Source organism: Alloiococcus sp. CFN-8 (assembly GCF_049943125.1).
Classification (GTDB): domain Bacteria; phylum Bacillota; class Clostridia; order Clostridiales; family Clostridiaceae; genus JAEXZL01.
The window spans coordinates 968,422-992,861 of record NZ_CP188040.1 but is presented as its reverse complement, the minus strand read 5'-3'; the positions used below and the strand labels follow the sequence as shown (position 1 = coordinate 992,861).

Annotated in this window: 20 protein-coding genes; all 20 read left to right on the top strand. The window is 31.8% G+C overall.

Annotated features, from left to right (window positions below):
* Nucleotide 1: 1 nt before the first annotated feature.
* The 20 genes from ACPWSR_RS04345 (at nt 2) to ACPWSR_RS04250 (ending at nt 24,368) form a co-directional block, all read left to right on the top strand.
* Complete coding sequence (locus ACPWSR_RS04345; RefSeq protein ID WP_426350482.1) at nt 2-1,306, top strand: glycosyltransferase; 1,305 nt, start codon at nt 2-4, stop codon at nt 1,304-1,306.
* Nucleotides 1,307-1,337: 31 nt separating this feature from the next.
* Nucleotides 1,338-2,294, top strand: a complete 957-nt coding sequence (locus ACPWSR_RS04340; protein ID WP_426350481.1) for a glycosyltransferase family 2 protein — start codon at nt 1,338-1,340, stop codon at nt 2,292-2,294.
* Nucleotides 2,295-2,306: 12 nt separating this feature from the next.
* Nucleotides 2,307-3,170: a glycosyltransferase family 2 protein gene (locus tag ACPWSR_RS04335; protein ID WP_426350480.1), complete on the top strand. Its 864-nt coding sequence runs from the start codon at nt 2,307-2,309 to the stop codon at nt 3,168-3,170.
* Nucleotides 3,171-3,249: 79 nt separating this feature from the next.
* Nucleotides 3,250-5,250 (top strand): N-acetylmuramoyl-L-alanine amidase, encoded by a 2,001-nt coding sequence (locus ACPWSR_RS04330; RefSeq protein ID WP_426350479.1) that lies wholly within the window; start codon nt 3,250-3,252, stop codon nt 5,248-5,250.
* Nucleotides 5,251-5,421: 171 nt separating this feature from the next.
* Complete coding sequence (locus ACPWSR_RS04325; protein WP_426350478.1) at nt 5,422-7,386, top strand: DUF2142 domain-containing protein; 1,965 nt, start codon at nt 5,422-5,424, stop codon at nt 7,384-7,386.
* A 16-nt stretch (nt 7,387-7,402) separates the two neighbouring features.
* Entirely contained in the window at nt 7,403-8,290 is an 888-nt protein-coding gene (rfbD, locus tag ACPWSR_RS04320; RefSeq protein WP_426350477.1) for a dTDP-4-dehydrorhamnose reductase, read from the top strand.
* Between the two features lie 126 nt (nt 8,291-8,416).
* Nucleotides 8,417-9,244 carry a glycosyltransferase gene (locus ACPWSR_RS04315; RefSeq protein WP_426350476.1) on the top strand — a complete coding sequence of 276 codons (828 nt, stop codon included), beginning with the start codon at nt 8,417-8,419 and terminating at the stop codon, nt 9,242-9,244.
* 11 nt (nt 9,245-9,255) lie between these two features.
* On the top strand, nt 9,256-9,603 hold the full coding sequence (locus ACPWSR_RS04310; RefSeq protein WP_426350475.1) for a DMT family transporter: 348 nt from the start codon (nt 9,256-9,258) through the stop codon (nt 9,601-9,603).
* Between the two features lie 14 nt (nt 9,604-9,617).
* Nucleotides 9,618-10,343 carry a glycosyltransferase family 2 protein gene (locus ACPWSR_RS04305; protein WP_426350474.1) on the top strand — a complete coding sequence of 242 codons (726 nt, stop codon included), beginning with the start codon at nt 9,618-9,620 and terminating at the stop codon, nt 10,341-10,343.
* Complete coding sequence (locus tag ACPWSR_RS04300; protein ID WP_426350473.1) at nt 10,333-10,701, top strand: DUF2304 domain-containing protein; 369 nt, start codon at nt 10,333-10,335, stop codon at nt 10,699-10,701. Before ACPWSR_RS04305 ends, ACPWSR_RS04300 begins: the two co-directional genes overlap by 11 nt.
* Nucleotides 10,702-10,859: 158 nt before the next feature.
* Nucleotides 10,860-12,737, top strand: a complete 1,878-nt coding sequence (locus ACPWSR_RS04295; RefSeq protein WP_426350472.1) for an LTA synthase family protein — start codon at nt 10,860-10,862, stop codon at nt 12,735-12,737.
* A 222-nt stretch (nt 12,738-12,959) separates the two neighbouring features.
* Entirely contained in the window at nt 12,960-14,645 is a 1,686-nt protein-coding gene (locus ACPWSR_RS04290) for a glucosaminidase domain-containing protein (RefSeq protein ID WP_426350471.1), read from the top strand.
* 526 nt (nt 14,646-15,171) lie between these two features.
* Complete coding sequence (locus tag ACPWSR_RS04285; RefSeq protein ID WP_426350470.1) at nt 15,172-16,200, top strand: glycosyltransferase; 1,029 nt, start codon at nt 15,172-15,174, stop codon at nt 16,198-16,200.
* Nucleotides 16,197-17,399, top strand: coding sequence for a glycosyltransferase (locus ACPWSR_RS04280; RefSeq protein WP_426350469.1), 1,203 nt, complete (start codon nt 16,197-16,199; stop codon nt 17,397-17,399). Before ACPWSR_RS04285 ends, ACPWSR_RS04280 begins: the two co-directional genes overlap by 4 nt.
* A gap of 37 nt (nt 17,400-17,436) precedes the next feature.
* Nucleotides 17,437-18,846, top strand: coding sequence for an O-antigen polymerase (locus tag ACPWSR_RS04275; RefSeq protein WP_426350468.1), 1,410 nt, complete (start codon nt 17,437-17,439; stop codon nt 18,844-18,846).
* Between the two features lie 17 nt (nt 18,847-18,863).
* Complete coding sequence (locus ACPWSR_RS04270; RefSeq protein WP_426350467.1) at nt 18,864-19,814, top strand: glycosyltransferase family 2 protein; 951 nt, start codon at nt 18,864-18,866, stop codon at nt 19,812-19,814.
* Entirely contained in the window at nt 19,811-21,250 is a 1,440-nt protein-coding gene (locus ACPWSR_RS04265) for an oligosaccharide flippase family protein (protein WP_426350466.1), read from the top strand. Before ACPWSR_RS04270 ends, ACPWSR_RS04265 begins: the two co-directional genes overlap by 4 nt.
* 53 nt (nt 21,251-21,303) lie before the next feature.
* Nucleotides 21,304-22,407: a DegT/DnrJ/EryC1/StrS family aminotransferase gene (locus tag ACPWSR_RS04260; protein WP_426350465.1), complete on the top strand. Its 1,104-nt coding sequence runs from the start codon at nt 21,304-21,306 to the stop codon at nt 22,405-22,407.
* Between the two features lie 6 nt (nt 22,408-22,413).
* Entirely contained in the window at nt 22,414-23,061 is a 648-nt protein-coding gene (locus tag ACPWSR_RS04255) for an acetyltransferase (RefSeq protein ID WP_426350464.1), read from the top strand.
* Nucleotides 23,062-23,108: 47 nt separating this feature from the next.
* Nucleotides 23,109-24,368: a glycosyltransferase family 4 protein gene (locus ACPWSR_RS04250; protein WP_426350463.1), complete on the top strand. Its 1,260-nt coding sequence runs from the start codon at nt 23,109-23,111 to the stop codon at nt 24,366-24,368.
* Nucleotides 24,369-24,440: the final 72 nt, after the last annotated feature.

Sequence of the window (24,440 nt, the reverse complement as noted above, 5' to 3'; positions counted from 1 at the left end):
AATGAAAAAAGTACTTCTAATAAGTCCTGACACAATAGCAAAAAAGATGGCAGGACCGGGTATTCGCTACTATAATTTTGCTAAAGAACTCAGCAGAAGCTTAGATGTAAGCTTATATATACCTAATAAAAACACGGATATAGATGAAAAGAATATCAACTTTAAAATAATTAAAGGTGTTCGTAGAGAGCTGAAAATAGCTGCAAGGGATGCAGATTCCATTGTGGTGCAGGGAAGAGCTCTCAGAGCATATTCTTTTTTGAAGAAACTTAAGAAGCCCATAGTAGTAGATATATATGATCCTATAACCCTGGAGAATTTAGAGTTAAGGAAAAACTTAGATTTTAAAACCAGGCTTTGGTTTCATGAAACGGATTTAGACTTAATATTAGAGCAGCTTGCCTTTGGGGATTATTTCATCTGTGCCAGTGAAAAGCAAAAGGATTATTGGCTGGGAATGCTGGCAGCCCTTAATAGGGTTAATCCAGCTACCTATGTAGAGGATAATAAAATGGATGCTTTAATTGGTGTAGTTCCCTTTGGACTTCCAAATGAAGCACCAGTTAAAACTAAAAGGGTGCTGAAGGGTGTTTGGCCTGGAATTGAGGAAGAGGATAAGGTGATAATATGGGGTGGTGGTATATGGAATTGGTTTGATCCATTATCTCTTATTGAAGCCATGAATATTGTCTCCAAAAAGAGAAGGGATATAAAGCTTTTTTTCATGGGTATAGGACACCCTACAGCTATTATCGATATCTCTACTGCAGAAGAATGCATAGAGCTCAGCAAAAGCTATTCATTATATAATAAGACTATATTTTTCAATGATTGGGTTCCCTATGAGGAGAGGCAGAACTACCTTCTGGAATCGGATATTGGAATAAGTACTTATTTTAATAATCTGGAGACGAGATTTTCCTTTAGAACAAGGATTTTAGATTATATCTGGTGTGATCTCCCCATGCTCTTAACAAAAGGGGACTATATGGCTGAAATGGTTGAAAGAGAAGAAATAGGTCTCTGCCATGAAGAAAAGGCACCGGAGGAAATAGCAGAGGCAATACTCACAATGTTGGAGGATGAAAAGCTGTACTCTTCAAGTAAGGCTAATATAGATAAGCTTAAGGAAAGCTATAGGTGGAAAAATGTTATCCGTGATCTGGAGAGCTTTTGCAAGAATCCTAAGACTTCAGCGGATAAAAGGCATAAGGTTAATATACATTATAAAAAAACCATAATAGCGATGATAAAATATTACTATGTGAGAGTAAAGAATAAGCTGAAAAAGCTCTTAAAGAGCTAGCTTATATTCTATAAATTTAAGTGGTGGTTTAATGAAGGTCAGTGTTGTTATACCTAATTTTAATGGTGAAGCTTATCTAGATAATTGCTTAAACTCCCTATACAAACAGGAATATAGGGAGTTTGAGATATTGGTTGTAGATAATGGATCAAAGGATAGGAGTCTTGAGGTGCTAGAGGAGCATTCTTCTAACATTAAAATAATAGAGCTTAAGGAAAACTTAGGTTTTAGCAGAGCCTGTAATGAAGGCTCTAAAGCAGCCAGTGGAGAGCTGGTGGTGCTTCTAAACAATGATACCTTAGCCACTCCAGAGTGGCTGGGAAGCTTGGTTAGCTGCATAGAAAGAGATAATAAAATATTCTCCTGCTGCAGTAAAATGCTTAGATTTAATGAAAAAGAGTTAATTGATGATGCTGGTGATGAGTATAATATTTTTGGCTGGAGCTATAAAAGAGGGGACGGAAATCCTAAGGCTACTCATGAGCTTAAGGATAGGTCTGTATTTTCCAGCTGTGCCGGTGCTGCTATTTATAGAAAGTCTATACTTTTAGAGCTGGGCGGCTTTGATGAAAGCTTCTTTGCTTATTTAGAAGATATTGATTTAAGCTATAGAGCCTTGATTCATGGTTATAAGAATATATACTGCAGTAAGGCCGAGGTATACCATGTAGGTAGCGCTACCAGTGGCAGCAGATATAATCAGTTCAAGGCTAGGCTCACTGCAAAGAATAATTTCTTGGTTATATATAAGAACATGCCACTATTACAGCTGATATTTAATCTGCCTTTTATTGCCCTTGGATTTTTGATCAAGTACCTATTTTATGATAAAAAGGGACTAGGTAAAGCCTATAAAGAAGGCATAGTACTAGGGTTTAAGGGGATTAAGACTTCAAAAAAGGTGGCCTTTAGACTTAAAAATATAAAGAACTATTTAAAAATACAGCTTTTATTAATAAAGAATGTATTTGTAATGGTGAAGGGATGATGGGGATAGACCATGGATTTATCAATAATCATTGTAAGTTATAATACCTCAGAGATGACAGCTAAGGCAGTTAGCTCTGTAATTGATACAGTGAAAAGCTACAGCTATGAAATAATTGTAGTAGATAATGACTCTAAAGATAATTCTCCGAAGATCCTAAAGGAGTTATTTGAAGATAAAATTATTCTTATAGAAAATAAAGAAAACCTAGGCTTCTCTAGGGCTAATAATATGGGAATCAGGATGGCAAGAGGAGAATATATACTCCTTCTAAATTCAGATACGATAGCACACGATAAAGCCATAGATGCTGCTCTTGCTTTTGCAAAGCAAGTAGATGGTATAGGTGCCGTGGGTGCAAAAATTCTCTTAAAGGACGGAACTCTGGATAAAGCCTGCAAAAGAGGCTTTCCAACTCCATGGAATTCCTTATCCTATAGTCTTAAGCTTGATAAGCTATTTAAGAGGAGCAAATTTTTTGGAGGCTATCATCTTACTCATATTTCTGAAGAAGAAATAAGTGATGTGGATTGTATTATGGGAGCTTTTATGCTCTTACCTTCCTCCGTTATAGAAAAAGTAGGTCTCTTAGATGAGGATTTTTTTATGTATGGGGAGGATATAGACTGGTGCTATAGGATAATAAAAGCTGGATATAAGATTATCTACTATCCTAAATCTGTAATAACTCACTATAAAAAAGCATCCTTTAATAAAAGAAGAAAGCAGACAATAAAAGAATTTTATTCCTCAATGAAGATATTTTACAATAAACATTATGATAATAAATATCCATCTGTGGTTAAGGGGATGGTTTTTATGGGGATAAATTTAAGATTTATCATAGCAGTTTTAATTAATTCTTTAAGAAAATAAACACAAGTATTATAAATTATGGTAATATATTACTGGGAATAAATTCTTTTGCTGAATCAAATATGGGTAAGGAGGATTAATGGTTAAATTAAATAAAAGACTATCGGTATTTTTATGCTGTGTTTTAGTTCTTCTTCAGCTTATTGTTTTCCCAGGAAGCTTGATAAGTGCAGGAGAAGTTGGTTCAAAGCCTAATGGAGTCTATCTTCAAGGGTTGAACAAGGTAGAGGGCAGTGGTGGATTACAATATTATTTTCAAGGAATTATTTTATCTCATGAAGGGGTAGAAGCTGCTTCAGTATATGTAGATGGTAGGTATGTACAGGAAGCAGAGCTTATTCCTTTAGAGGTACTCCCAGAGGAGCATAAGACTTTTCAGGGAATAATGAACTACCAATTTAAAGCTACAGTAAACCTGGAGAGCTATAATGAAGGTGGTCATGAAGTAGCTATTGAAGCTGCTTTTAAAGATGGTACATATGAAACTATAACAAATTATGTTGAGGTTACAAAAGAAGGAAATTCCCAACAAAAAGCACTGAGTAGAAATAGAAGTGCAATAACTAATAATAGTGCAGCGATAACAGCTGTTCCATCGGATAAGGCAAATAGCAGAAAGCTCATCATAATCGATCCTGGTCATGGTGGAAAGGATCCTGGAGCTGTTGCGACTCATAATGGTGTAACCTATAGAGAAGCTGATTATAATATTTTACTAGCTACAAAACTTAAGGACAGGCTTGAAGCTTATGGTTATGATGTTTTGATGACTAGAACTGGTAATCAGTTCTTAGAGCTTTATGAAAGAACTGATATGGCTAATAGTACAAAGGCTATATTTTTCATAAGTATACATCATGATTCTAGCACATCCTCAACAGCTAATGGGACAAGCACCCACTTTAGTACCTATAAGCCTAATATTGATCAGGAAGGCTTATATGTAAAAGATGGCATAACCTACGATAGCACACCTAGCCAACCAGCTGTTGAGGGTAGAGACATATCCCTGAAGCTTGCTCCGATTATTTCAGACTTAGGCTTTACCAACAGAAAGGCACAGGACCATAACTTATTTGTAACTAGAAATACCAATATGGCCTCTACCTTAGTAGAGGGAGGATTTATATCTAGTCCCATAGATATATTAAAAATCCACGATGGTTTTGTTCAAAATAATATGGCTCAGGCCATAGCTAAAACCTTACATGAAAAATATAGCTATGCCCTATCACTTCCTCCAATAAGCTATACAGGGGTTTCTTATCAGGCTCATGTGGGAGATATAGGCTGGCAAAGCTATGTGTTTAATGGAGATATGGCTGGAACTGAAGGAAAAAATAAAGGAATAGAAGCCCTTAACATAGCCTTGAGTCAGATGAGTGGATTAGGAGTAACCTATAGAGCTCACGTTTCTAATGTAGGCTGGCAGGATTGGGTTCAAGAAGGAGCTCTTGCTGGAACTACAGGAAAGGCTCAGAATATCGAAGCCCTTGAAATAAAGCTTACAGGCGAGGCTGCTTCTAAGCACAGCATTCAGTATCAGGTTCATGTACAGGATATAGGTTGGATGGACTGGGCTATAGATGGTAATATGGCTGGAACTACTGGTAAGGCTAAAAAGGTTGAAGCTATTAGAATAAAGATAACCGAAAAGGTTCAGCCTGCACCAACCATTAGCTATGAGGCTCATGTAAGGGATATAGGATGGATGGCTCCTGTATCAGGTGGTGAAATAGCAGGAACAACGGGAAGAGCATTGACTATGGAAGCCCTCAAAATAACTGCAACAAATATGCCCCATGGTGTTCAGCTAGAATATAGAGGTCATGTTCAAGATATAGGCTGGTTGGAATGGACTGCTGTTAATAACATAGTGGGTACCACTGGACGCGCTAAGAATCTAGAGGCTATAGAGATAAGGCTTATAGGACCTAATGCCGGTAAATATACGGTGGCTTATCAGGCACATATTAGGAATATTGGCTGGCAAAGTTTAGTGAGTGATGGGTATACAGCAGGCACCATAGGAAGAAACTTACCTATTGAAGCCTTAAAGGTGAATGTTAAGCTAAAATAAAAAGATCTACACCAGGTATGCTTTTCTGGTGTAGATTTTCTTTTTGATTATGTGTATATTATGTTGATTGAAATTTGCTAATAATACATATATAATGTAATCATATGATTTTACAGCATAAATATACAGTAGAGTAATTATATAGAATACATATAAGACTAGGTGGAAATTATGAAGCTATCAAAAAATACTATATTTTCTTTAATTCTTATTTTTTTAATCAGCTATCCTTTTTATGAGGTGATATCAAAAATAATAGACCAGAGGGAATATATAAATCAAGGACAACTATCCTCAGCAGGTACTGTCGGAGAAATACTAGCAGGAGATATAGTGACTCAGAGCTTCAAATCAGAAGCCGATAAAATTACCTCTGTGGAGGTGCTTATAAGCAATTATTATAGGACAAATAAGAGCACCTTGGAGTTTGGTATAAAGGAAGAAGGAAGCAATAGTAACCTTCGAACTGTAACTATAGATACGGAGTTTTTAAGAGATAATGAGTACTATACCTTTGACTTTGAGCCCATAGAAAATACAAAGGGTAAAAGTTATAATTTTTATATTAAATCTATTGATGGCTATAAGGATAATTCTATAACCCTTCATAAGAGTGAAGAGGACACGCTTAAAAGCGGAAACCTGTATATTAATGGAATTGAGCAAACAGGAGATCTAACTTTTAAGGTTAATGATAAAGAAACTTATCCCAGGCTATACATATTTTTAATAGCTCTGCTAGCTATTACATTATTGGGGTTATTCTACATTTTTTCTAAACATGCTATAACTGTTCAGAATGGATTTTTGTTATTTTCAATAATTTACGGGGCGTTTTTCTTATTTTTCGTTCCTTTTTCTCAAACACCCGATGAACCTGTTCATCTCTTTAGAGCCTATGAAATAAGCACGGGAAAGCTTGTTTCTATTAATAATGTTGAAGGTGTGGGAAATTACCTGCCTAAAAGCTTAAAAGAGGTGCTTTATCAGGTAGAACATTATAATATAGCCTTTCATCCTGAAAATAAAGTAGATTATGCAGGGTATAAGGAGGCCTTTTCTATGGATCTGGAGCCAGAGGATACGGAGTTTTACGATTTTGGTGGATCTTCCGTTTATGTGCCAATACAATACATACCTCAGAGTTTAGGTTTGTTGACAGGAAGACTCTTGGGATTTTCAGCCCTTGGAATAATATTCCTTGGGAAATTATTCAATCTTGCTACTTGGATTTTCTTAATCTATTCAGCTATTAAGCTTATTCCCCTTGGAAAGGAATTACTATTAACTATTTCCCTATTCCCTATAGTCCTTCAGCAGGCTTCATCCTTATCTCCTGACGCTATGCTTATGGGAATCAGTGCTTTATTTATAGCATTATGTGTAAGAGCTTATAAGAAACCAGAGACAATGGCTATAAGAGATAAAACTATTTTATATATTATTGCAGTTGCTATTGTGTTAATTAAGATAGTATATCTTCCGATGCTCCTTTTATTATTTATGATTCCCAATGAGAGCTTTAAAAATAGTAGAACTAAATACTTTTTTGCTATTGGAGCAATAATTACCGCAGTAGTAGCTGCAGGGGGATGGCTTTTATATGCAAATTCAGAGCTGACAATCAGCGTTGCACCTTTTCCAGCAGTAAACACAGGAAAACAGATTGAGTTTGCTATTAGGAATGTGCTTTACTACAGTGAAATTGTTAGAGATACTTTAGTAGATAACTTTTTATTCTATGTACAGTCAATGATAGGAGTAATGGGGTGGTTAGATTTAACCCTACCATTTACCATAATTCTTGGATACCTGTGTGTTGTTGTTCTTTTAAGCTTTTTTGTAGAAACGATAGAAGAGGGAAGATATAAGCTGCTTATGATAATGTCTTTTGCATTAGGTGCTGTGCTTATTTTTTCTTCTTTATATGCTGGCTGGACACCTGTAGGTAAGGATACTATTGATGGAGTTCAAGGAAGATACTTTATTCCCATGCTTCTCTTATTGCCCTTAGCTGGACCTGCTGTAAAGATAGAAGCTGATGAGCGTAATGTCCATAGATATTTATATTCCTATATCAATTGGGCTACCAATTATACACTTATTGTGTTATTTATGAGATATTTTATATTTTAATTAACGGAGGTTAACTATGAAAATTTTAATAACTGGTGCCAAAGGTCAATTAGGAAGCCAAATAATGAATATAATCAGACAGGGGAAGTCAGAGTTAGGAATTATTCCTGAAGCTATAGCTACTGCTGATGTTAGAGGTATTGATATAGAAGATTTAGATTTAACAAATCTTAATGAGGTAAGAAATTACATCGATAAGCTTATGCCTGATGTGGTTATTAACCCTGCTGCATATACTAATGTAGATGCCTGTGAAGAGAACCAGGATATAGCCTTTAAGGTTAATGCATTGGCAGCTAGAAATATTGCTATCGTATGTGAAGAGATAGGTGCTAAGCTAATACATATATCTACGGATTATGTATTTAGTGGACAGGGAGATACTCCTATAAAAGAATATGATACTCCATCACCTGTAAGCGTCTATGGTAAAACAAAGCTTGCTGGAGAAGAGTTTATTAAGAAGTATTCTAGTAAATATTTTATAGTGAGAACAGCATGGCTCTATGGGTATAATGGCAAAAATTTTGTTTATACTATCATGAAGGCTGCTAAGGAGAAGGGTCATTTAACAGTAGTAGATGACCAGAGGGGTAATCCTACTAATGCAGAGGATTTAGCGCATCATTTGTTAAAGCTTGCTGTTACAGAGGAATATGGAGTTTATCATTGTACTGGTAAGGGTGAATGTTCCTGGTACGATTTTGCAAAGGCTATTGTGGAAGGCTCTAATATTGACTGTGCAGTGGAAGCAATAACTTCAGATAAGCTTGTTGAGAGAGCTGCAAAGAGACCAAGTTATTCTTCTCTAGATAACATGATGCTCCGATGTACAGTAGGAGATGAAATGAGAGATTGGAAAGATGCATTAGAGGTATTTTTAAATAAAGTTAATAATTTGTAAAATATATATAAGAGGTTTAACAAACCTCTTTTTTATTTTTACCACAATTAAATAATATAGATATATATTGGAATAAATGTTATAATTACTTTTAAGTAAAAATAAAATGTAAATTTGGAGGTATATATGGGATTACCTTTGGTTAGCATCTGTATTCCAACCTATAATAGTGCAAACTTTCTAGAAAGAACCTTAGACTCGGTGCTAAAGCAAAGCTATAAAAATTTAGAAATAGTTATAGTGGATGATTGCTCACAGGATAATACAGTGGAAATAGTGAAGAAGTATACAGATCCAAGAGTTAGACTTTATATAAATGATAAAAATAAAGGACTCACAGGAAATTGGAATAGGTCAGTAGAGGAAGCTAGTGGAGAATATATAAAGCTCCTCTGTGCTGACGACATTATATATGAACATTGTGTCGAAAAAGAAGTGGAAGCTTTTAAGGACAATCCTATTGTTTCTATGGTTGTAAGCAATACTCATATAGTGAATAGTCAGGATAAGATAACGCTAAAACAAAAGAAGCTCTCGAGAGAAGGAGTTTACTCTGGAAAGACCTTGGCTAAAAAATCTATTCGTTTCAAAAATTATTATGGAGCTCCCTGTAGTACTCTATTCAAAAAAGAACTGTTTCAAAGGATAGGTGGCTTTGATAATGCCCTGAAGCTTATACCAGATTTTGATTTGTGGCTGAGGCTTTCCTATGAGGGTGATATTTATTTTATTGACGAATATCTATCTGCTTTTAGAGTGCACAGTGTATCCAATACAAACAAACTAATGAATGGCGGTAAGGATACCTATGCTGAGGAGCACATACTTATGGTCAAAAAGCACATGGATTATAATAAAATTCCTTTAAGCTCCTTAGATTTATGGATACATAAATTAAGCAGAAAGATAAGAAGCTTTATGCTTGCAGTTTTTGTTAACAAACTAAACAATTAGGTGAGGGTTATATGATTTTAAATATTATTTTTTATTTACTATTTACCGTGGGAGGGCTTATTTTTATTAAGCTTGGAAGTGAAGGCTTAAGCTTTAGCTTTAAGGCGCCTCAGTTGAATTTGTCGATGAACTATTATCTTGTCTTAGGTCTAATATTTTATGTTATTAGCTTTGCATTGTGGACAGTACTTCTTAGGGGAAATAAGCTTAGCTATATTGTTCCTCTGACTACAGGCTTATCTCAAGTTTTGATAGTCTTTAGCTCAGCGATTATATTTCACGAAAGGATAACACCTTTAAAAATAATAGCTGTAGGGATAATAATATTAGGTGTTGTGCTTCTAAACTTACAAAAATAAGGAGGAGGTTACATTTGAAGAAGTTGATAATAATTCCTGCATATAACGAAGAGTCAAATATAAAGGATGTTGTGAATTACATAATTAGAACAGTTCCCGATTATGATTACATAATAATAAATGATGGTTCTACAGATAAAACTGAAGAAATATGTAAAAATGAAGGCTTTAATTACATAAGTCTACCAGTAAACCTTGGTATAGGTGGAGCTGTTCAGACAGGCTACCGTTACGCGTTAGAAAATCAGTATGATATAGCTGTACAGATTGATGGTGATGGTCAGCACGATTGTAGAGATTTAGATAGACTTTTAGATAAGCTTAAGAAAAATCGCTATAACATGGTAATAGGATCGAGATTTATTTCCAGGGAAGGGTTTCAGTCAAGCTTCACTAGAAGGCTAGGAATCTCATATTTTTCTTCCTTAATTAAAGCCATAACTAAAGTAAGAATTACAGATCCTACCTCTGGACTCAGAATGTGTGATAAGAGGGTTATAGAGGTTTTTGCTAAGGAATATCCTACGGACTATCCTGAGCCTGAATCCATAGTAACTATAATTCGTAAGGGTTTTTCTGTTGGAGAAGTGGAAGCCAATATGAAAGAAAGGCAGGGGGGAGTTTCTTCTATAAATGCAATGAAGGCAGTTTACTATATGATAAAGGTTACCTTGGCAATTTTAATTTCCTATGCAGCTAATAAGAATATTATTGGAGGACTACAGGCCAATGATGCTTAAGTTTAGAGTTATATTAGTTATGGCTGTAGTTTTATCGTTCATTTATATGTATAGACTTATAGTAAAAGGTAAATTGCAGCTACGTTATACACTTATGTGGATGCTTTTGGGAGCAGCTATTCTTTTGATGGCTATCTTCCCTAAGATAGTTAATGCTATTTCTGAAGCTATAGGAGTTTATGACCCTACAAATGCTGTGTTTTTCTTTGGTTTTGTTTTCACTTTACCGCTTATATTTGGATTGACTTTATCTCTTTCAAATACTTCAGAAAAGCTTAGAGAATTAACTCAAGAGGTGGCCCTTCTGAAGAACTCGATTAATAGTGAAAGTAAAGAAACGGAAAAGGAGCAAAGCTAAATATATATTAGAGTGTTTGAACCTCATTATTTTATAATGAGGTTTTTTTGTTAAAGGTATTGTTTTATCTGGTTAATTAAATGTTTACAAATAATGTATATAATAAATGTATTGCTGAACTATTTTAAAGGAATATTAAGATATGAAAAGGAGAACATATGCGAACTATTTTATATAAATATATTATATTTTTACTATATCCAATATGTTTCTTAGGAAAGGAGATAATTGTTTTTAATGATAGAGATATAAGCTTTGATAGTAGTAGAGTTATTTTTACTCTTCTTATCTATATAGGCCTACTTTCCTGGACCTTACTATTTAGTGTAAAAAGACAAGCATTTGTATTATTGCTATTGGATATATTGATATCCGTTTTATACCTAGCAGACATGATATATCAGAGGTATTATTATCAATACCTTACCGTGGAACTAATACCCATGATAATGGTTGATCAGAAAGAACTAGGAGATAGTATTATAAGACTTTTACAACCAGCTGATTTTTGGATATTTGCTTCAATACCTCTGGGGATTATCATTTATTTTATGGTCAGAAGGCTTAAGGAGAGGAAGATAAAAATTAGGTTTGAGAGAGGTATAAATTTAGCAATAGTTATTTTTTTATTTCTTACTATGACTATGATATATGATTCTAAGACAGAAGAGCATAAAGATGTACTTATTCATACCTGGGAGATCAAAGGTATAGCAGACAATTTAGGTCTACCGTATTATCATTACCATGACATTAAAAAGATGACTATAAATAAGTGGAATAAAGGTAACTTATCTGAAGATAATCTTCAATATATAAGAGATTATTTTAATGAAAATAATGATTTAGAGGTTTCTACTTCACTAATGATAGAGGATAAAGATTTACATGGAGTGGCTAGTGGAAGAAACGTGATTATGGTACAGGTGGAGGCACTTCAAGAGTTTGTTGTTAATCTTTTAGTGGCGGGAGAAGAAGTTACACCTAACTTAAATAGAATGGCCAGAGAAGGATTACACTTTTCCAATGTATATGCTCAAACAGCAGGTGGAAATACCTCTGATGCGGAATTTATGGCAAATAATTCACTTTATGGAGCGGCTACGGGAGCAGCTTATTTTTCTTTTGTTAATAATGAGTATAATGCACTTCCAAAGGTGTTAAAGAATAATGGATATACCTCGGCATTTGCTATGCATGCAGGTAGTAAAACCTATTGGAATAGAAATGTAGCTTATAATTCCTTTGATTTTGATAAGTTTTATTATAATGAATATTACTCTACAGATAAGGTAGTAGGTTGGGGAATTAATGATAGAGATTTTTTTGTAGAAAATGTTCAGTATTTAAAGGAATATGCTAAGCCCTTTTATTCATTTATGGTTACAGTATCTTCTCATTTTCCCTTTGGTTATTTTAAGTGGGATAGTAGGGTTGCTCTAGAGGATAAATATGAAGAGACACAGTTAGATAGTTATCTTGAGGATATTGCTTTTGTAGACATGGCTATTGGAGACTTTTTAGAGGAACTAAAGGTCAATAATTTGCATGATAATAGTATTCTAGTATTCTATGGTGATCATAGGGGCTTAAAGGATGATATGAATGAGGTACTTACAGAATTTTTAGATATAGAGAATTCTCCAGTAAGTGTAATTGGCGAGCTAACAAAGATTCCTTTTATAGTATATGCTCCAGGTATAACCTTGCAAAAAGAAGTTACTACCATAGGTGGACAAATAGATATTATGCCTACAGTTTTAAATTTATTGGGAATTGATAATGATTATATGGTTGGAAGGGATTTAGTTAATACGAAGGAAGATTTATCTGTTCTTAGAAATGGAAGTTTTATTACTTCAGATATTATTTATGATGGTGACACAGATATAGCATATCATAGGGAAACTGGCGAATTGTTAGTAAAAGAAGTTATTAATAAGGAATTAAGCGAAGCCATAAAAAAATTAGAAGTGTCGGACATGATCTTAAAATATAATGCCCTAGAATTTCTAATTAATAGTTCGAAAAATTAATATTATATGTAAAGAAATTACAATATTATTCGATACTATTATTATAACTTTTAGCCCATGAGGATTAAAAGCTTGTTTGTTTTGACTTTATCGAATAGGAGGGATGCATAATATACATTTTTTTAACTCTTGTTAATAAATGGCAACTAATAGTATATCAATATTGTTATATTTCTAATATATCAGGAGGTTTTACAGACTTTTAAATGGGGGATTAGTACTATGAAGTTTATTAAGAGGCTTTTTATACTTGCCCTATTCTTAATTATTGGATTTCCAATGGTTAAAGCAGAGGCAGGAATAAAGGATATGAGCATTGCCTTCAGAGGCCATGTCCAGGATATTGGATGGATGGAATGGATGGGGAATGGAGGAATGATAGGAACTACTGGGAGAGCTAAAAGACTAGAGGCTTTTAATCTTGATTTGACTAACTTTCCACCTGGAGCTAAGATAAAATATCAAGTTCATGTTCAGAACATAGGTTGGATGGATTGGACAGAAAATGGTAATATGGCAGGCACTACAGGACGAGCTTTACAGATTGAAGCTGTAAAGATAAGTGTAGAAAATATGCCGTCAGGATATTATATACAATATCAAGCTCATGTTCAGGATATAGGTTGGATGGATTGGACAACAAATGGAAATGTGGCTGGAACTACTGGACAATTTAAAAGACTAGAAGCGCTAAATATTCGTCTTATTAAAGATACAAGTATTTCTCTAGAGAGCGAAGGTTATTACCATAATGTTGGATGGTCCCTTCCAAGCTATAATGGAAATAGTATATCATTTATTAATAACAACATTAAGATGGAAGGAATTAGTATTAAGGTAAATAACGCACCAGGAAATATGTTCGTTCAGTATCAGACTCATAGTGAGAATATAGGGTGGCAACCTTGGGAGTCCAACGGAAAATTAGCAGGTACAACAGGACAGGGATCAAAAATGGAAGCTCTAAGGGTTAGGCTAATAGACGCACCACCTGGATGGCATATAAGATACAGATCTTTTGTTGAAGGAATTGGATGGCAACAATGGGTTGAAGATGGAGATATTAGTGGAACAGTTGGACAAAATAAAAAAGTTTTTGCTATAGGTATTGAGATATATTATGATAACAATGTTAATAGAAATAACATTAAATACTATATTAAAAACTTTAATTTTTCTTTTGATAGATTTAGTTATAGGGCTCTTGAACGAGGAAATAATAAACTGTTGAATGGAACTCCAGCTAATGAGAACATATTAAATACATATGCCAATCCGGATAATTTGCTTACTGCCGATAAAGTATTACAATTTCTTACTGTTAATAAATATAGAGATAATATGAATATTGGTGAGTTGAATAAATACTTGAATTCTTTAGGTTCTGGAAATGTATTTGCTAATCAAGGACAAGCTTTTGTTGATGCAGCAAGAGATTATGGAATAGATCCTTTATATTTGGTTGCACACACGCTGCTTGAAACAGGTTATGGAAAGTCAACCTTAGCAAAAGGTGTTTTAGTGAATGAGGTTAATAAAGTTCCTGTAACTCCAATGGTAGTATATAATTTCTTTGGAATAGGGGCAATTGATAGTGATCCATTAAAACAAGGTAGTGAAACAGCCTATAAGTTAGGTTGGACTAGCCCGGCAGCAGCCATAAGAGGAGGAGCCCAATGGATTGCTTCTAACTATTTACATAGTGCTTTATCAAATCAAAGGCAATATACAGTATATTATATGAAGTGGAATGTTTTTGGGTTTGTGGAGAGTAGTTCTAATACTATGTGGCATCAATACGCTACAGACGTTAATTGGGCTAATGGAATCGCTGGATTAATGAATAGGTTGATATATCTATATGATGGGGCTGTATTGGAACTTGAAATACCGCTATATAAACAGTAATAATTTAATTTATCAATGTTAAATGAATAATGTAAACCTCCGACATTTGTTTCGGAGGTTTTTTTTCTATAATTTAGCTTTCTATTGAGGAAATTGTCAATAAATGTCTTGTGTTTTTTCACAAGCAAGGAGATTTTCCTATAAACAGCATCTATAACAATAAATATAAATATATGGATCTATGATTTTCTTAGTATTTTAGTAAAACATCAATTTGAAATATAAAAATCAGTAATTGTGCTAAGAGAGTTTTATGTAAAAATAGACATTTAATTAAAATTATGTTAAAATATTTAATGTTAAACTTAAAAGTTAATTTTAAACTGTTAAATTATTTAATTGCAACAATTATTTAGGATATATTAATTGATTAAGATACTTTAAAATCTGCTTGCAGACTACGATTGATTAATATAAGCTTAAGCTCTTTTGTGAAATTTTATTAATATCTAAATAATAATTTTTTGTATATAGAAAGAATATTATAAGAAAAGTAAAAAATGGTTTTTAAGAAAGAGAGAATATTATGGGGATTACACTTGTTAATGCTACCTCACTTGCATCTAGAGGTGGTTTAACCATATTAAATCAATACATCAATTCACTTATAGATAACAATGACATAGATGAAAAATATTTTTTGTTTGTACCAGAAACTTGTTCTGTTCCAGATACTGAGACAAATATAGTTATAATAAAAAATAATGATAATGATTTTTATAAAGGAAAAAGTTTTTGGAACACTATAGGTTTATATTTATGGTGCAAAAAATATGATATAAAAGCTGATTGCATTTACTCTCTACAGAACTATTATCCCCTCGGGTTTAGTGGGAAAGGTATTTATAAAAAGCTTTACTTACATCAACCTATACCTTTTTATGATTATACATGGAATGTTTTTAATAAAAGAGAGCGAAGTCTTTGGTTCTATAAATATATTTATTATTGGTTAATTAAGAAAAGTGTGAAGGAATCAGATGAAATTATAGTTCAAACAAGTTGGCTAAAAAGTTCGCTTGTAAAAAAGATTGGGATAAATGCAGATATAATATTTGTTGATAGACCTGTTATAAGTAACATAGATACAACAGTTGTACAAAAGATTAACCTAGATGAAGGGTATAAGCTGTTTTATCCAGCATCTTCAGCTATTTATAAGAATCATGAATTACTTTATGATATGATGAATGTGTTGGTAAATAATAGAAAGTGTAACGATGTAATCTTGTACCTTACTATAGATAGTGAAGACTATGAAGCGATTAATTATATTAAAAAATATAATTTATTCAAGAATATTAAGCTACTAGGTAATATTAGTTATGAAGAAGTTTTGCGTTATTATAATAGCGTGGATATGCTTGTGTTTCCAAGCAAGATAGAAACCTTTGGGTTACCCCTTGTTGAGGCTCAACAGTTCAATTTACCGATTGTGGCTGGTGATATTGATCTTTATAGAGAAGTTATTGGAGAATATAAGAATAAAGTAAGTTATTGTGACTTGGACAATTTTTTAGAATGGGCACAAATAATCGAGGAAGTGAAAAGGTGAAAGTTCTATATCTAGGAAGTGTAATTAAAACAGAAGAATGTGGAAAATATATTGGACCATCAGTTGCAGGTAATAAAATGCAAATTGGGATAATAAAACAGTTAATTAATAACTACAGAGATGATTTAACTGTTTTTACTGAAGTTCCTATAGCTGCATATCCGAGGGAAAAAAGGCTGATACTTAAACGAGAAGATATAAATCTATTTAATGATGTTATGGCTTTAAGCATTCCATTTATTAATATATTTTTTATTAAGCAAATAACGATGATTTTAACAGCTTTTTGGCACATAATGCTTTGGTGTATTAAATATAGAAATTATGATAGGAAAATTATATGCTATAATTCATATCCTTATGTTGCTGTCCCTGTGCTTTGGGTGTCAAAAATATTTGGATTAAAAACATTTTGTATATTGGCAGATCCGCCTTTACCAGAGATGAAAGGTAGCTTTTTGAAGAATACTGCGAAGAGTATAGAAAATAAGTCAGCAAAAAAGAATATTAAAAATTTTAGCGGATTAATAGTATTAAATGAGCATGCTGTTAGAATGTTTTCTCCTAATTCAAAGTATATAGTTGTTGATGGTGGTTTTGATATAAAAGATGCTCCACTAGTTTCTGTAGGAGGACAGTGGAGTAATAGAGAAAATGACGAGCCATATAGAATTGTGTTTAGTGGGGCCTTAACTAAATACAATGGTATAGAAAATTTAATTAACGGAGTTGGTAAATGTAAAAGCAAGAATATTATCTTAGAGATTTATGGGCGTGGGCCATTAGAGGAGTACATAAAAAAGTATGAAACTCGAGATAGTAGAATTAAGTATTGTGGTAATGTGGATAATAATACTATGTTAAAAATACAAAATAATGCTGCATTACTGATTAATCCAAGGATAGTAAATGATTCTATAAGTCAAGTTACATTTCCATCTAAAATGATAGAATACTTAATTAGTGGCACACCAGTAATTAGTACAAAACTTAACGGATTTACCATGGAGTATTTAGAAAACATGTTTGTATTACCTGATGATACACCAGAATCTATTGCTAATACAATTGATTCTGTTTTAAATATGGATAATGAAGTGTTGATTGATAAAGCAAATAAAGCTAGGAATTTTATATTAAATAATAAAAATTGGGAGATACAAGTAGATAAAATTATATCTTTCATGAAGAGTTGCTAGATTTGTTATAAAAATTTATAAAGGTGACGGTTTAATTATGTTGATTTTAGTCGTATTATTAGCTTTAGTTTCCTTGTACTTAGTAAATAGATTTATTAAGGATAAGATGTCTAAACTTGCTATTTGGATATTTGTTGGTTGGTGGTTTTTTTGGATTGGGTTATCAACACTAAATTTATATAAATTATATAATGTTAAACCTTATATATACCTTATGTTGTTTTTGGGTATAATAATGTTTTTTTGTGGATATATACTAGGCGATAAAACTAAATTAGCTGTGTCAAAAGAAAATCCAAATAATACAATGCTAACTGGGTGCAAATATAATGAAAAGAAATTTTTTTTATATTTACAAGTCCTTATTATTATCATATTAACTTACTATTTTATAAAATATAAAAGAGTAGTATCAATGGTGGGAGCAGAAGAGGCAAGATTATATAGATATTCTGTTGGTAAAGTTTTTGAAAGTACGATAGAGATCGTATTTTTTAATACATTTATCGAAGCTTTTATAATTATAGCAGTAATATTGTTCTCATATTTGATTGTCTATAAAAAGTATAGACAACCTTCTTTTATTTTGTTAGGAATAAATATATTCTTATATACTGAAATTGGTTCCGGTAGAAGTATTATAATAGATATTTTATTGTACTCAATTATTTTTTATCTAATAATGAATAAAAATAAGTTGTTTTCTTATAAAATTGATAGAATAAAAGATTTTAAGTTTAGTAAAAAGAGAATTTATAAATACTTGCCGATTGTTATATTTATTATGGTAGTACTATCATATTTGTCTTGGATTACATCAACAAGGATGGGTGGGAGTGAGTTTTCTATAGGGGCATTGCTAAGTGGTTTTAGTGAGTTTTTTAAACAAATTATTTTGTATTTCAATGGGCCTTTTAGAGCATTTCAGTATGGTGTGGAAAATTATGGTGAGCAAATAGGTTTATTTTATAGTAGAGCAACTTTTGCGGGGATAGATGAAATAGTTAGAAACTTTATTAGAGTTATTGGTATAGATTATATGCCAGCTAATTCAATTATAGGAGACATATTGCAAAATAATCAAATACCAATTGGAACAAGTTTAATGTTCAATTATGCCTATACATATCTTATGATTTTTTATTTTGATTTTAAAATAGTAGGTATTATTATATTTCCTATTTTATATGGATTCTTCATAAGAATAATAATATTTATACATGAAAAGGAAAGAAACATTTATAGTTTAATGCTACTAGCATTTTTAATTAATTCAATGGTGTACTCTGTATTTAAATGGCCACTACAATCGCCATCGGCGATTATAGTTATTACTATATTTTATTTATTTACGTATGGTAAACATTTGAAAATATTATATGGTGTAAAATGGAATTTTAGGCAGGTGATTACTGTAATAAGAGGTAAGTTTTTAAAATATTTATAATCACTGAGGTGAAGAATGTGAAAGATATAATGGTAAGTATAGCTGTAATTACATATGGACATGAAAAATATATAAGGAATGCCTTAGATAGTATTTTGACACAGAATACTGAGTATAATTATGAAATATTAATTGGTGAAGACAACTCTCCAGATAATACTAGAGAAATACTTTTAGAGTATAAGGAAAAGTATCCTGAGATAATACAACTGGTATTGAGAGATGTAAATATTGGGGCTACGAAAAATATTTGCGATTTATGGCGTAAAGCTAGAGGTAAATATATTGCCACATTAGAAGGAGATGATTATTGGATAGATAATCTTAAATTGCAGAAAACTATTGACTTTTTGGAACAAAATACAAGTTATTTAGCGGTTTCTCACAGAATTGAAGAAAGAACTTTAGATAATAAGGTTATTGCACAGCATCCTGAAATTGCTTTAACAGGAAAAGAATTTACTATAGAGGAATTCTTAAAAGGAAATTATTATTCTGCTGTAGCTACAGTTTTTAGAAATTTTGTAATAGAATCTCCAAGTAGTATTGATATCGTTGAATATGCTCACTGGCTTGTAGGTGATTATACAATTTGTATGATTCTGTTAGATAAAGGTAAAGTTTTTGTGTTGAATGATATAATGTCTGTCTATAGAAGTAGAAGCAAAGCTGGAGAACAGAATTACAATTCTATAACTGATTCAATCAAGCAGTATAAAGATCATTTAGAGGTAGTTAATGCTAACAACTTGTATTATAAAGGGAAATATGATTTTTCATTAGAGTATATAAATAAATCTATATTAGCTTTTATTAATTCCATAAAATCAAAACAAATAAAAGATTTCTTTGAGTTATTTAACACAATCCCTAAAAAATGTAGATTTTTGTTTTGGGGATATTTATCTAAAAGAGTTCTTAGAAAGAGTTTTAGAGTTTTATTTTTAAAAAATCAGGTGAATAAATGAAGAATATTTCTCTATTTAAAAATACATTCTATGCACTATTACTTCAACTAACAACTATGCTCTTTCCGCTGGTTACCTCTCCATACATATCAAGAGTTATTGGTGCAAGCAATCTAGGAAAAGTGAATTTTTCATCTTCAGTTGTAAATTGGTTTTTGGTATTTGCTATATTTGGTACTACAACTTATGGAGTTAGAGAAGTATCAAGAATTAGAGATGATAAGCATAAACTAAGTCAATTTTTTAATGAGATATTATTTATAAAAGTTATTATAACTATTGTAACCATATTAGTATATATTCCTTGTATTTTTCTTATTGGTAGGTTTTCTGAAGAAGCACTTTTATTTTCTGTACAAGGTGTAGCTCTAATAATAAATATTTTTTCTTTGGATTGGTTTTTTCAAGGTATTGAGGACTATAAATATATTACTATAAGAAGTATTAGTTTCAAAATTTTATCTATTATAGCACTATTTCTATTTGTTAAAGTAAGAGAAGATTATGTGGTGTATGCAGGTATTTCAATTTTTGCACTATCATTCAGTAATATACTAAATTTTTTTTATGCAAGAAAATACATTGACTTATTTATTCCATCAGTTATTGATACTAAAAAACATTTAAAAGCTTTAGGAGTTTTCTTTTTAAGTTCTTTAGTAATTAGTGTATATGGAATTCTAGATCAAATTTATCTAGGTTTTATACGGGGAGATATTGATGTAGCATTCTTCAACAGATCAAAAATGATTTATAATTTAGGGGTTTCAATTTGCTTATCTCTTAGTAATGTCATAATGCCAAGAATCAATAATTATTTTCTTAATGATAAAGATAAATATAGAGAGCTGCTTAATAACTCAGTAGACATTATACTTTGGATATCAATACCAGCTTCTACTGGAATTGCTATTTTGGCAGATAAGATTATATACTTGTTCGCTGGTGTTGAATTCGCTGATGCTGCAATATCACTAATTGTGTTAGCACCACTAATCACTATGGTTCCACTAGGAGTATGGAATTACCAGCAAAGAATTATACCTTTAGGCTATGAGAAATTTGGACTATTTAATCAGTTGATTGTTGCATTTATTAGTTTGCTTTGTAATTTATTACTTATTCCTCATATAGGCCACATAGGTACTGCTATTAGTTATTTATTAGCAGAGAGCATAGGTACAATAATTAGTTTGGTATATGTTAAAAGATTTGATAAATTTACTATTATTAAACGTGATCATATAAAGTATGTAATTGCAGCGTTAGGAATGACTATTGCTGTTAAATTCATTGATATTAGATTTAATACTTCTTGGAGTGTATTGGTTTTTGCAATTGTTATTGGTGTTGTTACATACGTTACCATACTACTATTTACTAAAGACAACATTACTATGAGGATTATGAAGAACTATTTTAAAGTACGGAGTTGAGTTTATTCATATATTTAAATAAACACTATACGTCTTTTATGAAAGAGGGAAGAATGATGATAAATGTAACGAAAACTTATTTGCCAAAGCGAAGTGAGTTTGATAGGCATGTTAATGACATTTTTGATAGTGGATGGTTGACCAATAACGGTCAAAAGGTTCAAGAATTACAAACTAAATTGGAAGCTTTTTTAGGAGTGAAGCATGTATTACTTGTTTCCAATGGAACTTTAGCTCTTCAAGTTGCAATAAAGTTATTAGACCTAAAGGGAGAAGTAATCACCACACCTTTTACTTTTGCAGCAACATCAAGTAGTGTTATATGGGAAGGTCTAAAACCTACATATTGTGACATTGATGAAGAAACTTATTGTCTTGATAGTAAAAAACTAGAAGCTTGCATCAACGATAAAACTTCTGCAATATTACCAGTACATGTTTTTGGAAATGCATGCGAGGTTGAAGAAATAGATAGGATTGCCAGAAAATACAATCTTAAAGTTATTTATGATGCAGCTCATGCTTTTGGAGTGAATTACAATGGAAAGAGTTTGTTGAGTTACGGTGATGTTTCTACATTAAGTTTTCATAGTACTAAAGTATTTCATACAATTGAAGGTGGAGCTTTAATTATTAATGACGATTCTCTTTATGAAAAGGCAAAGTTACTTATTAATTTTGGTATAGCTGGTCCTGATAAAATAGTTGAATTGGGAATTAATGCAAAAATGAACGAGTTTCAAGCTGCTATGGGATTATGTGTATTGGATGATATTAATCTAATTATCAGTAATAGAGAAAGAGCGTATAGATACTATATGAATAAATTATTTCCAGGGTTAGTTTATCAAAAAAGCAATAAATGTGGTACGATGAATTATTCATATTTTCCAATACTATTTAATAGTGAAGAGGAGCTTTTACGAACAAAGTATGAATTAAATTGTAATAACATATATCCACGTAGGTACTTTTATCCTTCTCTGTCGATGGTTGAAAGGCTAAATCCAAACCAGTCACAAACTCCTATAGCAGATAACATTTCTAATAGAATTTTATGTTTACCAATGTATGACGCGTTAACTCAGATGGACTTAGATATGATTATAGAAGCGGTAAATTCTAGCATTACTGTTTCATTAAGAAAGGATGCATAAATAGTTATGAAAGAAATTATTATTATTGGTGCCGGTGGTTTTGCAAGAGAAGTAGCATGGCTAATTGAAGAAATAAATAAAATAACACATGAGTGGAAGTTACTAGGATATATTGAAGAGTATAAAGATAACATTGGGAAAAATCTGAATGGATATGAAGTTTTAGGGGATTTTAACTGGATTAAAGAAAATAATTGTAATAATTTGTATTACGTTTGTGGTGTAGCAGATCCTACGTTAAAAGAACGTTTTGTTCTAAAAGCTGAGGAATTGGGATTAAAGGCTGCAGTTTTGATTCATCCTAACGTTCAGATATCTAATTATAATAATATCGAAGAAGGGGTAATAATATGTTCAGGTTGTATTATTACTGTAAATATACATATAAAGAGACATGTTATTGTAAATATTGATAGTACTATAGGCCACGATGCTGTAATAGAAGAGTATTCAACTATACTTCCTAGTGTAAATATATCAGGAAATGTTGTTCTGGGTACTAAATGCCTAGTTGGTACTTCTAGTGCAATTATCGAAAAAGTTTCAATAGGAGACAATGTAACTATCGGGGCTGGTTCTGTAGTGGTAAGAGATATTCCTAGTAATTGTGTTGTTGTTGGAGTACCTGGAAAAGTTATTAAACAAAAAGATTAATTGGCTCTAAATAATTATTTACTATTAAAGTAAGGAGATTATAGAAAATGAAAGTTCTCTGGCTCACAAATGTTCCTCTTCCAGAAGCTAGTTTATTAATGAACGAAAAGATAACTCCTTTTGGTGGATGGCTTGTAACTTCTTCTTTGGACTTATCTGATAAGGATTGTGAATTACATATAGCTTATCCTAAAAATAATATTGATGAGATTAAAGCCTACAATGGTGAAAAGATCCAATATTATGCTATACCATGGAATAATAAAAAATATTCAGTAAGCTATGATTCTGAAGTTATACTAGAAAAATTACTTTTAAATATAAAACCAGAAGTGGTTCATATAATGGGCACTGAATTTAGTCATTCACTAGCAATGGTTAATGTTTGTAATAAGCTAAGTATTAAGTCCATAATATCTATACAGGGATTAGTATCAGTTTATTCAACACATTATTATGCTAATCTACCCAGTAAAATAAGAAACAGGAATACATTAAGAGATTTATTGAAAAGAGATAATATTGTTTCGCAGCAAAGAAAGTTTGAAATAAGAGGAAAAACTGAAATTTTAGCTATCAAAAAATGTAAACATATAATAGGACGTACTACATGGGATAAGGCTTGCGCTAAAATTATCAATCCGTCTGGAGAATATCATCATTGTAATGAAACTTTAAGGAAAGAGTTTTATATGCATAAATGGGATATTAATAAATGTGAAAGAAATACAATATTTATTAGTCAGGCCTCTTACCCTATTAAGGGGCTTCACTATGTTCTTGAAGCAATGAAAATTCTACTTAAAACACAACCAGATTTAAGATTATATGTTGCCGGTCCTGATATATCAAAAAATAATGATTTTAAAGAACGGTTAAAGAGAACTTCATACGAAAAATATATATCAGAGCTGATGGATAAATATAATCTGAGAGAAAATGTAATTTTTACGGGCTTACTGGATGAAAAAGAAATGGTGAAAAGATATCAAAAATCTCATATATTTGTTTGCCCTTCTTCAATAGAAAATAGTCCTAATTCTTTAGGAGAAGCTATGTTACTTGGAGTACCATGTGTAGCTTCATACGTTGGGGGAATACCTGATATGCTGGAGCACAAATATGAAGGATTTTTATATCAAAGTGATGCACCTTATATGATGGCTCATTATATTAGAGAAATAATTAACAATGATGAATTAGCTATAAAAATATCTATTAATGCTAGAGAGAAGGCATTGAAAACTCATAATATAGATGATAATACAAATACACTTTTAAATATATATAGTAATATTAGCTCTTAAAGTATTTATAAGCTATTTAATACAGCTTGGTAAGACTTTTAAAAAAATGAAATTTATTAGGTTAGACATATA

Bases quoted from the DNA above. Each gene is read 5' to 3' on its own strand.
- ACPWSR_RS04345 (WP_426350482.1), top strand. From the start codon at position 2: ATGAAAAAAGTACTTCTAATAAGTCCTGACACAATAGCAAAAAAGATG.
- ACPWSR_RS04340 (WP_426350481.1), top strand. From the start codon at position 1,338: ATGAAGGTCAGTGTTGTTATACCTAATTTTAATGGTGAAGCTTATCTA.
- ACPWSR_RS04335 (WP_426350480.1), top strand. From the start codon at position 2,307: ATGGATTTATCAATAATCATTGTAAGTTATAATACCTCAGAGATGACA.
- ACPWSR_RS04330 (WP_426350479.1), top strand. From the start codon at position 3,250: ATGGTTAAATTAAATAAAAGACTATCGGTATTTTTATGCTGTGTTTTA.
- ACPWSR_RS04325 (WP_426350478.1), top strand. From the start codon at position 5,422: ATGAAGCTATCAAAAAATACTATATTTTCTTTAATTCTTATTTTTTTA.
- rfbD (WP_426350477.1), top strand. From the start codon at position 7,403: ATGAAAATTTTAATAACTGGTGCCAAAGGTCAATTAGGAAGCCAAATA.
- ACPWSR_RS04315 (WP_426350476.1), top strand. From the start codon at position 8,417: ATGGGATTACCTTTGGTTAGCATCTGTATTCCAACCTATAATAGTGCA.
- ACPWSR_RS04310 (WP_426350475.1), top strand. From the start codon at position 9,256: ATGATTTTAAATATTATTTTTTATTTACTATTTACCGTGGGAGGGCTT.
- ACPWSR_RS04300 (WP_426350473.1), top strand. From the start codon at position 10,333: ATGATGCTTAAGTTTAGAGTTATATTAGTTATGGCTGTAGTTTTATCG.
- ACPWSR_RS04295 (WP_426350472.1), top strand. From the start codon at position 10,860: ATGCGAACTATTTTATATAAATATATTATATTTTTACTATATCCAATA.
- ACPWSR_RS04290 (WP_426350471.1), top strand. From the start codon at position 12,960: ATGAAGTTTATTAAGAGGCTTTTTATACTTGCCCTATTCTTAATTATT.
- ACPWSR_RS04285 (WP_426350470.1), top strand. From the start codon at position 15,172: ATGGGGATTACACTTGTTAATGCTACCTCACTTGCATCTAGAGGTGGT.
- ACPWSR_RS04275 (WP_426350468.1), top strand. From the start codon at position 17,437: ATGTTGATTTTAGTCGTATTATTAGCTTTAGTTTCCTTGTACTTAGTA.
- ACPWSR_RS04265 (WP_426350466.1), top strand. From the start codon at position 19,811: ATGAAGAATATTTCTCTATTTAAAAATACATTCTATGCACTATTACTT.
- ACPWSR_RS04260 (WP_426350465.1), top strand. From the start codon at position 21,304: ATGATGATAAATGTAACGAAAACTTATTTGCCAAAGCGAAGTGAGTTT.
- ACPWSR_RS04255 (WP_426350464.1), top strand. From the start codon at position 22,414: ATGAAAGAAATTATTATTATTGGTGCCGGTGGTTTTGCAAGAGAAGTA.
- ACPWSR_RS04250 (WP_426350463.1), top strand. From the start codon at position 23,109: ATGAAAGTTCTCTGGCTCACAAATGTTCCTCTTCCAGAAGCTAGTTTA.